The sequence below is a fragment of the Salicibibacter cibi genome (assembly GCF_016495865.1).
In the GTDB taxonomy this organism is placed as follows: Bacteria; Bacillota; Bacilli; order Bacillales; family Marinococcaceae; genus Salicibibacter; species Salicibibacter cibi.
The window spans coordinates 3,307,138-3,320,530 of sequence record NZ_CP054706.1 but is presented as its reverse complement, the minus strand read 5'-3'; the positions used below and the strand labels follow the sequence as shown (position 1 = coordinate 3,320,530).

Genomic DNA, 13,393 nt, shown 5'->3' with positions numbered 1-13,393 from the left:
GGAAAGAAAGTATAAATCAACTTTCTTTCCTACATAAGTGCAACTAGGGCTTTTCGCCATAAAAGCTTGGCGAAAAGCCAAGTTTTCTAAACGAAAAAACACTGAGCCTATCAGGATAGTAGGAATAAAAAGAAAGGAGGTCCATCCACTGATACATCTGAATAACATCTCGAAAACGTTTCAATTAAAAGGACAATCCATCGAAGCGGTAAAAGAGATTAATTTAGATATTGAAAAGGGAGAGATTTTCGGAATTGTCGGTTACAGCGGTGCGGGGAAAAGCACGCTCGTACGTCTCCTTAATCGATTGGAAACGCCCACGACCGGCACATTAAAAATTGCAGATCGTGACATTTTGGATCTATCCAATCGAGACTTAAGGGGCGCAAGGCAAGAAATCAGCATGATCTTTCAACATTTTAACCTCCTATGGTCGCGAACCGTTCGGGAAAACATTGCTTTCCCCCTTGAAGTTGCCGGTATTGCAAAAGCAAAACGTAACGAGCGTGTGGAAGAGTTGATCGAACTCGTTGGTTTGAAAGGGCGGGAAGCGTCTTATCCATCGCAACTGAGCGGCGGGCAGAAGCAACGGGTCGGCATTGCCCGGGCGCTTGCCAATGAACCGAAAGTGCTCTTGTGTGATGAGGCGACCTCCGCGCTTGACCCGCGAACGACTGGCGCGATTCTTGATTTGCTCCACGATATCAACCAAAAATTAGGGCTCACGATTGTCATCATTACCCACGAAATGCAAGTGGTGCAAAAAATTTGTTCGCGTGTTGCCGTGATGGAAGATGGCAAAATTGTTGAGTTGGGAAATGTGTTGGATGTCTTTAGAGATCCTCAACAAGAGATTACGAAAACATTCGTCAAGCAAGTCACCGACCCGGAAGATTCCAATGAAGCCATTGAAGAGCAGCTCAAGCGAGAAAAGGGGACCGTCATTCGCTTAACGTTTGTCGGGGATGACGCGGAAAAACCGGTCGTATCCGAATTAATCCGTTCGTTTGGCGTAACGGTGAATATTTTACAAGGAAATATTGCCAAAACGCAGCACGGGAGCTATGGCAGTTTATACGTTTCCATCGAAGGGGATGGAGCGCAATTAAAAGAAGCCATTCAATTTCTTTACGGCCACCGGGTGGAAGCAGAGGTGATTGCCGATGCTTGATGAAATCGATCGGGAAAACATGCTAGAAAACGTTGATTGGGGAAACATGCTGGAAGCCACGTGGGAGACCCTCTATATGAGTGGGGTCGCGATCTTGTTTACTTTTTTCTTAGGTATCATTCTTGGTCTCATTCTTTTCTTATCTTCAAAAGGACAGCTCTGGGAAAATAAAATTGTAAACATTGTTACCACTGGATTTGTAAATATTTTTCGTTCCGTGCCATTCATCATTTTAATTATTTTGCTCATTCCGTTTACGAATGTTGTGATGGGAACAATGCTTGGCCCGAACGCAGCTTTACCGGCACTCGTGATCGGTTCCGCGGCTTTTTATGCCCGCCTTGTGGAAATCGGCTTGCGTGAGGTGGATAAAGGTGTCGTGGAAGCAGCCAGGTCTATGGGCGCGAACCAAAAGCAAATCATTTTCAAGGTATTTATTCCCGAGTCGTTGCCTGCGCTCGTGTCCGGCGTTACGGTCACTGCGATATTGCTCGTCAGCTATACGGCGATGGCAGGCGTCATCGGCGCCGGCGGGTTAGGGGATCTGGCGTTTCGTGACGGTTTTCAGCGTAACAGCTCGGATGTGACGATCGTTGCGACGGTCATCATCTCGGTCATCGTGTTTATTATTCAAGGAATCGGTGATGTTATCACACGAAAAATTGATAAAAGATAAGGGGAGAATTGAAATGAATAAGTTTTATAAACTGATTGCTTTAGGGACACTGACAACCGTACTTGTCGCCTGCGGAGCAGATGATGAAGAAGCAGGTGATGAAGCGGAAGAAGGTGAAAGTACCGAAGCCGCAGATGATGAAGAGCCATCTGAATTAGTCGTTGGTGCCACAAACGTACCTCACGCTGAAATTCTTGAGTTTGCGGAAGACCTACTCGAAGAAGAGGGAGTTGATATGCAAATCGAAACATTCAATGACTATGTCATTCCTAACGAGGCGTTGGATAACGGCGATTTAGACGCCAATTTTTATCAACATATCCCATTTCTTGAAGATCACATTGACGAGTTTGGGTTTGATTTCGTTGATGTTGGCGGTGTTCATATCGAACCGATCGGCGTATACAGCCAAGATTACGATAGCCTCGATGAATTGCCGGAAGGCGCGACCATCCTTATGAGTGACTCCGTTGCGGATCATGGCCGTGTCTTGACGATGTTCGAAGAGGAAGGGCTGATCGAATTGGCGGAAGGTGAAGGGGTCGAAGCGACGTTGGACGATATTGAAGAAAACCCCCATGACTTCGATTTCGAGCCGCAGTATGAACCGGCTTTGTTGCCGCAGGCTTACGAAAATGGTGAAGGAGACGCGGTTTTGATTAATTCCAACTTTGCCATCGACCATGACTTGTTACCTCTTGAAGATTCGATCGCATCAGAATCAGCGGGTGCCGATAACCCGTATGTGAATGTGGTTGTGGTAAATAGCGAGGATGAAGATGATGAAGCTATTGCTACCCTTGTGGACGTTTTACAATCGCCGGAAGTTCAGGATTTTATGGAAGAAGAGTATGATGGAGCAGTCGTTCCCGTCGAAGAGTAATTGTTTAATAGCGTCCCTTCGAAGGCGGCAAACCCTTCGGAGGGACGTTTTTTTCAGTAGGTAAGAAACAACGAGAGCAGCGGAACATTACTGAGAAGTGTGTGTATCCCCCATATATGTCAGCTTGCAATCGTTTGAGTGCCATGAATCTACAGAAACTTACATATCATGGCGTCATCGGATAGTGATGACGCCATAAAACAACTCAATTTATACATTTAATGGCGTCCATTGACGACAATGACACCATAAAAGGTCCAACTTTTGATTAGGATGGCGTCAACCGACATTCGTCCGCTTGCATCGGGCGCTTATTTCACAAATGTGTCTGGACTGCATCAAAACGGTTTTTTTCCCAGACATCCGTGGATATCCGTTATTAATGCACCGAGAATTTTATTCATATACTTACACAACCCCTTGTGGAATCATGGCGTCGGCAACTTTTAGGAAGCCGGAAATTTATACGCCGATGACCAAGTCGCCGGCACAATTATACGTTTCGGCAGCTTCTGTGCTGTTACCATGGATATTTTTCAAAATTTCACGAATTCTTCCGTCCACTTCTTCAAAGGACCGTGAGAAACCCATGTTATCCAGGGCCATTTCTAGCGATGAAACTGCTACATCGCCGGCGTTTGCTGCTTTTTCCGGGGCGAAATGGACGTTGTTTTTCTTGATATGTATTTTTTTCCTTTTCCTGCACATGCTAATCGGGAAAAACAACTTAGCTGCAAAAAGGGAGATGAACCGATGGCACAGGACGAGACATTCATCGAGGAAGCCTTGCAGGAATATAAAGATGGTATGAACTATTTATCGGGGCAACTGCCGAAACTTACACGAAAATTCAATGCGTTTACAGACGCGTGCTTTGCGGAAGGGGAATTAAAAGCGAAAGACAAATATCTCATTGCGCTTGCAATTAGTGTCTGTATGAATGAAGAATATTCGATCATTAACCATGCGAAAAATTGTATCGATGAAGATTGCAGTGAAGAGGAAATCATGGAGGCTGTTGCGGTGGCGGTTTCCTTTCGGGGAGACGCGGCTTTAAGCCAAGCGGTCACGGTGGTGCGAGACGCCATCGAAACGTTCGACACCGGTTCATGAAACAGAAACAGATAATTGATAATGAATGAGAATTAGAAAACGCGTCTGGTAACCTTTGGGTCAGACGTTTTATTTTTTGCCATTACAGCGGTTATTGTTTGAAACGTAACTTAAAAACCTTCATACTAGGGGAACGGCAGTCTAATAATATGTTAGGGGCTGTTTTATTTTAAAACATTGGCTGTAAAGAAAGGAGATGTGATCTGTTGAAGATATAGGCGAAATCCCTTGAACGAAGATTGAATTTGTTATAAACTAATAATGATGATAGATTGAGAAACATTCGCAACGGAATTCGTTGCAGTACGATAAACGGAGGTTTTAGAATGGCTGGATCAACGTTGAAAATTAAAGATCTACACGTTGAAATTGAAGGAACTGAAATCATTAAAGGTTTCGATTTAGAAATAAATGGCGGTGAAATTCATGCCATTATGGGTCCGAACGGCACGGGGAAATCAACCCTTGCTTCGGCTATCATGGGCCATCCAAGTTATGAAATTACACAGGGAAGTGTCGAACTCGATGGCGAAGACGTCCTTGAAATGGAAGTGGACGAGCGTGCGCGGGCCGGCATGTTCCTTGCCATGCAATATCCAAGTGAAGTGACAGGTGTTACAACATCTGATTTCCTGCGTACATCGATTAACGCGAATCGCGAAGAAGGCGATCAAATTCCATTGATGAAGTTTATTAAAAAGATGGATAAACAAATGCAAACGCTCGATATGGATGAATCCTTCTCTACCCGTTATTTAAACGAAGGCTTCTCCGGCGGGGAGAAAAAGCGGAATGAAATTTTACAGCTTCTTATGTTGGAGCCGAAAATTGCGATTTTGGACGAAGTGGACTCCGGCCTTGACATTGACGCTTTGAAAGTTGTTTCGAAAGGCGTAAACAGCATGCGTTCGGATAACTTCGGTTGCTTAATTATTACCCACTATCAGCGTTTGCTTAACTACATCGAACCAGATTACGTACACGTTATCATGCAAGGGCGCATTGTTAAGTCTGGGGATGCAACGCTTGCCCAACGTCTTGAAAATGAAGGCTACGACTGGATCAAGGAAGAACTCGGCATTGAAGATGAGCGTGTAGGGCACAGTCAAGAAGCGTAAAGGTAGGAGGTGACAAACGATGGCAGTTGAAACAAAATGGACGTTTGACAGTGAAACCGTTAAAAAATGGTCGGAAAAAAGAGGAGAGCCCGCTTGGTTAGCGGATAAAAGAATAGAAGCACTGACCGAGGCAGAGGATCTTCCGATGCCGAATCCGGATAAAACAAGTTTAAAAAGATGGAAATTTACGGGCTTTGAAAAGATTGAAGCCGACGAGCCGGAAAGTCAACGTTTTTCCGATCTTCCTGCAGAGGTGACCCGTCTGGCGGGAGAAGAAAAAGATGTGCAAAATCTGATTGTCCAGCGGGACGGAAAGACGACTTTTAACAAAGTTGCACAGGAACTTGTCGATAACGGCGTTATTTTCACGGATATCGAAACGGCAGTAAAAGAGCATGGCGATCTCGTTGAGAAATACTTGATGAGCGGCGCCGTGAAAACAAACGAAAATCGCTTGACAGCGCTGAATACAGCATTGATGAACGGCGGGATTTTCATCTATGTGCCGAAAAACGTGGAACTGCAGTCCCCGATTCAAACGATCTTCTGGCAAGATGATGTAAAGACAGGTCTTTTTAACCACGTGCTAATGGTTGCTGAAGCGAACAGCAGTCTGACGTACTTGGAAAACTATGTGTCGTTCACCGAAGATGAAGCGTATGGCAATATTGTATCGGAAGTGTACGGTGCCCAGGGATCAAAGATTAAATACGGAGCGGTCGATAATCTCGAAAGTGGTGTAACCACGTATGTCGTTCGACGTGCAACATTGGATAAGGACGCTCGGATTGAATGGGCACTCGGCCAAATGAACGAAGGGAATACTATTTCCGAAAATACCACTTATCTTATGGGAGAAGGTTCATACGGTGATACGAAAACCGTTCATGTAGGTCGCGGAAATCAAACGCAAAACTTTACGAGCGACGTCGTGGCGCACGGGAAACAAACCGAAGGTTATATCCTTACCCACGGGGTTATGAAAGATAGTTCGACATCGATTTTTAACGGGATTAACAAGATTGAAAAAGGTGGAACGAACTCTCACAGTGAACAAACGGGCCGTGTGCTCATGCTTTCACCGAAAGCACGAGGAGACGCCAACCCGATTTTGTTGATCGATGAAGATGAAGTAACGGCCGGCCATGCGGCTTCTGTTGGTAAAATTGATCCGATCCAAATGTTTTATATGAAAAGCCGGGGGCTGTCACAGGCAGAAGCCGAGCGGCTAATTATTCACGGATTTTTGGAGCCGGTTGTCGGGGCGCTTCCAATTGAAGCTGTTAAAACACGGCTTTCGGAAGTCATTGAAGGGAAAGTTTATTAATGTTGAACGTACAAGATGTGCGTGAACACTTCCCTATTTTAGACCAAGAGATAAATGGCAGCCCGCTTGTTTACCTGGATAATGCGGCTACGTCCCAAAAACCGATTTCGGTCATTGAAGCAATGGAGGATTATTACCGCCGTTACAACTCGAATGTTCATCGAGGTGTGCATACGCTCAGTTCGGTGGCGACCGACGGCTACGAAGGAGCCCGTGACAAAGTCCAAACATTTATCAATGCCGGCAGGAGAGAGGAAGTTGTATTTACGCGCGGGACGACGACCGCGATCAATACTGTTGCTGCAAGTTACGGGCGAGCCAACTTGCAAGAAGGGGATGAAATCGTTCTTACCCCCATGGAACACCACAGCAATTTAATCCCTTGGCAGCAGATCGCGAAGGCAACCGGAGCAGACTTGAAATACATTCCGTTGCAACCGGATGGCACGGTTTCCGTAGAGGCGGCGCGGTCCACCATCAGCGAGCGCACGAAAATCGTCGCAATGGTGCACGTGTCCAATGTGCTCGGCACCATGAACCCGATCAAAGAAGTAACGAAAATTGCCCATGAACATCAAGCCATTATGGTCGTTGACGGTGCACAAAGCACGCCACACACGCCTGTGAATGTTCAAGACCTTGACTGCGATTTTTTCGCATTCTCCGCCCATAAAATGTGTGGACCCACCGGCATAGGCGTTTTATATGGAAAAAAAGCATTGCTGGAAGAAATGGAGCCATTTGAATTTGGCGGAGAAATGATTGACGAAGTCGGCCTTTATGATGCAACATGGAAGGAAGTCCCTCATAAGTTTGAGGGCGGCACTCCGATTATTGCCGGAGCGATTGGACTAAATGCAGCAATTGATTTTCTAAATGATATAGGTTTAGATGCTATAAAAACCCATGAACAGCAGCTGGCCCGCTATGCGATGGATCAGCTCGGCCGCCATGATGATATTGAGGTTTACGGTCCACCAGCAAACGAGCGGGCAGGGATTATCACTTTCAATATCGATGGCGTTCATCCTCATGATACGGCCACAGTTCTCGATACGAAAGGCGTAGCCATACGCGCCGGCCATCATTGTGCACGACCTCTCATGAATTGGCTGGATGTTGCTGCTACAGCTAGGGCAAGTTTTTATCTTTACAACACAGAAGCAGATGTAGACGCGCTCGTAGACGCGCTTGTTACCACAAAGGAGTATTTCGGCGATGTCTATGCAGAATAATAATCTTGATGCGCTGTATCGACAAGTAATCATGGATCATTATAAACACCCACGCAATCGCGGCGAAATGACTGCTGATGCGCTGACGGTCAATATGAATAACCCTTCCTGCGGGGATAAAATACAACTGCACCTGAAAGTGGATGACGGTGTTGTAAATGATGCATCATTCACCGGGGAAGGATGTTCCATTAGTCTTTCGTCAGCATCAATGATGACCGAGACAGTTAAAGGCAAAACGATTGCGGAAGCACTGGAGCTATCCGATATATTTTCGGAGATGGTTCAGGGGAACGATTATGATGATGAAAAATATGAACTTGGCGATATTGAAGCGTTGCAAGGCGTTACAAAGTTTCCTGCCCGCATTAAATGCGCAACATTAGCCTGGAAGGCAATGGAAAAAGGGTTAGATAAAGAATGATTTGGGGTAAAGGATGTTTCATCCTGCACTACTAAAAGGAGGTCATTCACATGGCAAAGAAAATGCCTGAACTAGAAGAATACCAATACGGTTTTCATGATAAGGATGTTTCTGTATACCGTTCAGAACGTGGCCTGACTGAAGATATTGTAAGGGATATCTCCAAGATGAAAGAAGAGCCGGAATGGATGCTTGAATACCGGTTGAAAGCATTGGAGCAATTTTATAAAAAGCCGATGCCTCAATGGGGCGGTGACCTGTCAGAACTGAACTTCGATGACATTACGTATTACGTGAAGCCGTCGGAACGCACGGAAAAATCTTGGGATGAAGTTCCGGAAGAGATAAAAAACACGTTCGACAAATTGGGCATTCCGGAAGCAGAACAAAAATATTTGGCCGGTGTTTCCGCTCAATATGAATCCGAAGTTGTTTACCATAACATGCAGGAAGACCTTGAAGAACAAGGGATCATTTTTAAAGATACAGACACGGCGTTAAAAGAAAACGAAGATCTTTTCCGCAAACACTTCGGAACGGTCATACCGCCAAGTGATAACAAATTTTCAGCCTTAAATGCAGCGGTATGGTCCGGCGGTTCGTTTATCTACATGCCAAAAGGTGTAAAAGCCGATTCGCCGCTTCAGGCGTATTTCCGTATCAACTCCGAAAATATGGGACAATTTGAGCGTACGCTGATTATTGCCGATGAGGGAAGCTCCGTGCATTACGTTGAAGGTTGCACTGCGCCTATTTTTTCAACGGATTCCCTTCATAGTGCAGTAGTTGAGATCATCGTGAAAAAAGATGCTTATTGCCGCTATACAACGATCCAGAATTGGGCACCAAACATTTACAACCTTGTAACGAAACGTGCCACCGCTGATGAAAACGCGACGATGGAATGGGTTGATGGAAACCTTGGTTCTAAGCTAACGATGAAATATCCTTCGATCCTCATGAAAGGCGAAGGGGCGCGTGGCAATGTTCTTTCCATTGCTATTGCTGGGAAAAATCAACACCAAGATGCAGGCGCTAAGGCGTACCATTTGGCACCAAATTGTTCGTCAACGCTTGTTTCCAAATCGATTTCCAAGCATGGCGGAAAAGTTTCGTATCGCGGACTTTCCCACTTCGGACGTAAAGCGCAAGGATCGAAATCCAAGATTGAATGCGACACGTTGATTATGGATAAAGATTCTACGTCAGACACGATTCCGTACAATGAGATCATGAGCGATGATATCGCACTCGAACACGAAGCAACGGTATCAAAAGTATCCGAAGAACAACTCTTCTATTTGATGAGCCGTGGCTTGAACGAGGAAGAAGCGACAGAAATGATCGTCATGGGCTTCATTGAACCGTTCACAAAAGAGCTGCCGATGGAATATGCCGTCGAAATGAACCGTTTGATTAGGTTTGAGATGGAAGGTTCGATCGGTTAAGGAAACAGATAAAAAACCTCTCGCTGTCATTGGCGAGAGGTTTTTTATTGGTAACTAGGGACTGCTGAATAACGGAAAAAGACTGGTACATAAGCATTTTCCGTTGATGTTGTCAAAGCTGGATGCAAGGAAATCCATCCTATAAGCAAAAAAACCCTTGCACTTCTGGCAATGTAAGGAGGGACGGTGCTGCAATGGCGAGACTCCAGCGGAAAAACGGACGCGTCCAAGACCCCGCAGCGCCGGTTTTGCGCGAGGAGGCTTGACCGTTCGTCCGCGGAAAGCGAAGCCATGGAAGCGGCATCCCGGCTTCAGCTGATAGCTGCATGTTGTTCGACAATCCCTACATAAGTTGGGCGAAGGCTTTTCGCCTGTATTTTAAAAACGTCAAATACTTGCGCGGGAAAACAAAAAGGTGAAAACCCTTGTCTGAAAAAGATTAGAGACTGCTATTATAAATGAAGCGATGCGTTCGGCCAAAAACCCGTATCATTAATAGGTGAACGGTTGAACGAAATGATGATGGTTATGAGTTATAGGGAGCGGTTTGGTGAGGGAACTAAATAAAATATATGAATAAGATGCAGGAACATTGTTCATTGCTAAGAGAATATAGTATATAATGAAAACAAGAACTTGTATGTGTGAAAAATAGAAGGGATAAGGGAGGAGCAATGATGGAGGATCGAAAAATGTTGGAAATGATATTGGAAAAAGTGACCGATACGGAGAAAAGAATGTCGGGCATGGAAAGCAGGGTAACAGGCATTGAAACAAAGGTAGACAGGGTAGAAACAAGGATAGGAGGGGTTGAAGCGAAGGTAGACAAAATTGAAACGAGGGTAGCAGGGGTTGAAGCAAAGGTAGATAAGGTTGAAACAAGGGTAGCAGGGGTTGAAACAAAAATTGAGAGTCTTGAAACGGAAGTGAATGGGATTAAAAAGGATGTGAGCGAAATAAAAGAAGAATATCCTTATATGAAGAAATCCATTCTGGATATGAGCAACTTGTTGAGAGGAACAGATCAAAAGGTTGACCACCTTTTAACGGAACAAAAATCCATCCATGAGGTTTTAGGCGACCATGAAGTAGCAATACGAACATTAAGACGTGAATCTGTATAATTTTTCATGTACCTAAAGAAAATATTTTCAAGTACGTCAAAGAAAACTATGCTACATCGCCTGATTACCCGTTCAAATTTCCAACCTATGCTTTGAGACATGCATTCAATCGAAACTGGTGTGGTCTTGTAATGAAAGTACCCCCCTGAAAAATTAGGATTAGATTGGAAGAAATAGATATTCTGAATCTAAAATGTCCTCCTGAATTAATCGGGGTTTAAGAAACAGACGAAATATTTTGCCTGGGTATTATATGGACAAGGGACACTAAATTTCGTTTGTTTTAGATCGTACCGATTAAGAAGAAGAAACTTATAACTTAATTGAGCAAAGCTTTAACTTAACCAAGTGGAAAAATTTACGGATAAGTCTGAATTTAACATTAACATTAATATTAATATTGATCCGACGTGCGAGATATTTTGAACCATTGATTCCCCCGCTTAGAGATGGAAGGTTCGATCGGTTAAATAACAGATGAAAAGTCCTCTTGCTATTTATGTGCGAAATGTCTTTCGCTGGTATCACCGGAGCAGCCGTGTGGCGGTCAAACAGCTAATGATTTGTTATTCACTCGTCAATGATGTGTTTTGTTTTGCAAATAAACGGGAAAGTATATTTTTGGAAGAAGATAGATGAACCCGATTGTTTAGCAGCTAAACGATAATTGCTTATAAAAAGATGACAGAGCGGGAAGGACAAGTTATTTGCGGGGGATGGTTCATGAATGATTTTTCAAGAAAAGATTGTATGCATGCCATTCAATTGGTATGCGAAGAACTTGGTGAAACGACAATCGATCAGGGTACTTACGATCATTTTAGGAACATGGTTCAGGAATGTGAAATCATCGCTTCTGTACTCCCTGCTATTTCTGAAATAGAGGGTAAATGCGGGAGTTTTGAGCGAGCAATGCAAAAATTAAGGTTGGCTTCAGCGGATAAAAGGTTAGGGCGATCGTCATAATCTCATCACGTTTGAAAGACCTCTCGCCAATGATAGTGAGAGGTCTTTTCGATGTCTTTCGCCATAAAAGCTTAGCGAAAAGCCAAGTTTTCAAAGAAATTGCATAAGCCGATCCATTCAAGAAGAGGCTATGGCCTACCCCGCACCAATGTGATGAAACATAATCCCGTTGCTTTCCGGTTATTTTATTTAGCCTTATTTGCCTTTCCGTGATAAAATCACTGTAGAGTTTCAAGAGACGCTAGAATTCTCCCGTTGACAAAGGGAAGATGAACGCTGTCAAACTGGCGACGAACAATTTTGATCACGATGTACAGGAGTTTCTGCGTTATCATCTTCAACATTAATTCCGGCGGCAGGCAATGCGCATTCATTTTTCAAGCTTGCAGATATCTATTTTAAGTTTTAGCGCCGCGCCGGCCGAGTCTGTGTGAATGGAAGGTTAATCGTGTGCCTGCAAGGGACGGTGATGGCAATTCATGGTCGAACAAAAACAACTGTACATTTATCATACGAACGATTTGCATAGCCAGCTGAACCAATGGCCGAAAATCGTGCATTATCTGGAACAACAAAAACAGCATCACCTATCGCGTGGAGAACATGCTTTGTTTTTTGATATCGGCGATCATGCCGATCGAGTGAATCCAATAACAGAAGCGACGTTGGGGAGAGGGAATATCGATGTGATTAATGCCTCTCCCATTCAATATGCAACGATAGGGAATAACGAAGGGGTTACATTTGCGAAAAATACATTGGAACATCTGTACTTGCCTGCCAATTTTGATGTCCTTCTGAGCAATTTATATAATGAACAAGGGGAGCTGCCATCATGGGCCAAGCCGGCCATGACGGTGAAAACGCATGGCCTTGTCATCGGAATGATCGGGCTGACAGCTTCCTTTTACCCTTTTTATTATGCAATGGGCTGGGATATCCAAGACCCGCTTATGATTTTGGACGAAGAATTGCCGATGATCCGGGAACAGGCGGATATCGTCGTACTCCTTTCCCACCTGGGGTTATTTCGTGATGAACAAATCGCTGCTTCCCGTGATATTGATGTTATTCTGGGATCGCATACCCACCATCGCTTAGACCCCGCTCCTGTGGTTAACGATACGCTGATTGCACAAGCCGGTAAGTTAGGCACGCATGTAGGAAAAATACAGCTCACGTATGACACCGGGAAAAAAGAAATGGCCGAGGCTTCCGGAACGCTTGTATCCTTGGGAAGGGATGCCCCAAAGGCAGGGCATATCACAAAGAAATTGCAGGAATTGCAAACGGAAGCGGATCGAAACCTAAATGAAGTGGTTGCGAACCGGGAAGAACCGCTTGCCGTATCATGGACCGAACCGTCCGCTTTTTCCACATTCCTCGCCCGGCAATTAAGAAGTTGGTGTCGGACGGAGATCGCTATGGTCCATTCGGGCTTGCTGTTGGCATCGTTACGGGAAGGCAATGTCACAAAACATGATCTGCACCGACTTTGCCCTCATCCGATCAACCCTTGTGTCGTCCATGTCAAAGGGCATCAACTTACGGAAGCCATTCATCAATCGTTTACGGAAAAAATGATTCATCTCCCATTAAAAGGGTACGGTTTTCGTGGGCATAAACTTGGCCGTTTAGCGTTTGCGGGGTTGGACGTTGATGTTGAAAAGTCAACGACAGGCTTCTATCGAGTGAACGGGGTTTATTTCAAAGACAGGAAAATTGATGAAAACGAAGATTATGAAGTGGCTACGGCTGATATGTTAACCTTTGGTACATTATATCCTTCGATTGCCGCAGCTAAAGATAAACGTTACTTCACACCGGAATTTATCCGAGATCTCATTACTTGGGGCTTGAAAAATGAAAATCCGGTCTAAAACGTTGGGTCTCAACACTAAAACATAC

14 protein-coding genes are annotated in these 13,393 nt (G+C 44.6%); 13 read left to right on the top strand and 1 reads right to left on the bottom strand.

What is annotated here, in order from left to right:
• Positions 1–148: 148 nt before the first annotated feature.
• The 3 genes from HUG20_RS16520 to HUG20_RS16510 are packed head-to-tail and all read left to right on the top strand — an operon-like array spanning position 149 to position 2,730.
• Positions 149–1,171, top strand: a complete 1,023-nt coding sequence (locus tag HUG20_RS16520; RefSeq protein WP_200090560.1) for a methionine ABC transporter ATP-binding protein — start codon at positions 149–151, stop codon at positions 1,169–1,171.
• Positions 1,164–1,847 (top strand): methionine ABC transporter permease, encoded by a 684-nt coding sequence (locus HUG20_RS16515; protein ID WP_281392441.1) that lies wholly within the window; start codon positions 1,164–1,166, stop codon positions 1,845–1,847. The genes HUG20_RS16520 and HUG20_RS16515 overlap by 8 nt, the downstream gene beginning before the upstream one ends.
• Positions 1,848–1,860: 13 nt before the next feature.
• Complete coding sequence (locus HUG20_RS16510) at positions 1,861–2,730, top strand: MetQ/NlpA family ABC transporter substrate-binding protein (RefSeq protein WP_200085779.1); 870 nt, start codon at positions 1,861–1,863, stop codon at positions 2,728–2,730.
• Positions 2,731–3,192: 462 nt separating this feature from the next.
• On the opposite strand, the gene HUG20_RS16505 is transcribed toward HUG20_RS16510, so the two are convergent.
• Positions 3,193–3,438, bottom strand: a complete 246-nt coding sequence (locus HUG20_RS16505; RefSeq protein ID WP_200085778.1) for a hypothetical protein — start codon at positions 3,436–3,438, stop codon at positions 3,193–3,195.
• Between the two features lie 45 nt (positions 3,439–3,483).
• Between HUG20_RS16505 and HUG20_RS16500 the strand changes: the two genes are divergently transcribed.
• The 10 genes from HUG20_RS16500 (at position 3,484) to HUG20_RS16455 (ending at position 13,365) form a co-directional block, all read left to right on the top strand.
• Positions 3,484–3,843, top strand: a complete 360-nt coding sequence (locus tag HUG20_RS16500; RefSeq protein ID WP_200085777.1) for a carboxymuconolactone decarboxylase family protein — start codon at positions 3,484–3,486, stop codon at positions 3,841–3,843.
• A 326-nt stretch (positions 3,844–4,169) separates the two neighbouring features.
• On the top strand, positions 4,170–4,961 hold the full coding sequence (gene sufC / locus HUG20_RS16495; protein ID WP_200085776.1) for a Fe-S cluster assembly ATPase SufC: 792 nt from the start codon (positions 4,170–4,172) through the stop codon (positions 4,959–4,961).
• Between the two features lie 19 nt (positions 4,962–4,980).
• On the top strand, positions 4,981–6,288 hold the full coding sequence (gene sufD / locus HUG20_RS16490) for a Fe-S cluster assembly protein SufD (RefSeq protein WP_200085775.1): 1,308 nt from the start codon (positions 4,981–4,983) through the stop codon (positions 6,286–6,288).
• A gap of 2 nt (positions 6,289–6,290) precedes the next feature.
• Positions 6,291–7,523, top strand: coding sequence for a cysteine desulfurase (locus tag HUG20_RS16485; RefSeq protein ID WP_200090557.1), 1,233 nt, complete (start codon positions 6,291–6,293; stop codon positions 7,521–7,523).
• Positions 7,513–7,947 (top strand): Fe-S cluster assembly sulfur transfer protein SufU, encoded by a 435-nt coding sequence (gene sufU / locus HUG20_RS16480; protein ID WP_200090558.1) that lies wholly within the window; start codon positions 7,513–7,515, stop codon positions 7,945–7,947. Before HUG20_RS16485 ends, sufU begins: the two co-directional genes overlap by 11 nt.
• Before the next feature lie 50 nt (positions 7,948–7,997).
• The gene (sufB, locus tag HUG20_RS16475) at positions 7,998–9,395 is read left to right on the top strand and encodes a Fe-S cluster assembly protein SufB (RefSeq protein WP_200085774.1); all 1,398 of its coding nucleotides are present in this window, start codon (positions 7,998–8,000) and stop codon (positions 9,393–9,395) included.
• 186 nt (positions 9,396–9,581) lie between these two features.
• Entirely contained in the window at positions 9,582–9,746 is a 165-nt protein-coding gene (locus tag HUG20_RS16470) for a hypothetical protein (RefSeq protein ID WP_200085773.1), read from the top strand.
• Positions 9,747–10,072: 326 nt separating this feature from the next.
• Positions 10,073–10,519: a hypothetical protein gene (locus tag HUG20_RS16465; RefSeq protein ID WP_200085772.1), complete on the top strand. Its 447-nt coding sequence runs from the start codon at positions 10,073–10,075 to the stop codon at positions 10,517–10,519.
• A gap of 723 nt (positions 10,520–11,242) precedes the next feature.
• Positions 11,243–11,485, top strand: a complete 243-nt coding sequence (locus tag HUG20_RS16460; protein ID WP_200085771.1) for a hypothetical protein — start codon at positions 11,243–11,245, stop codon at positions 11,483–11,485.
• A 479-nt stretch (positions 11,486–11,964) separates the two neighbouring features.
• Positions 11,965–13,365, top strand: coding sequence for a bifunctional metallophosphatase/5'-nucleotidase (locus HUG20_RS16455; RefSeq protein ID WP_200085770.1), 1,401 nt, complete (start codon positions 11,965–11,967; stop codon positions 13,363–13,365).
• Positions 13,366–13,393 lie beyond the last annotated feature (28 nt).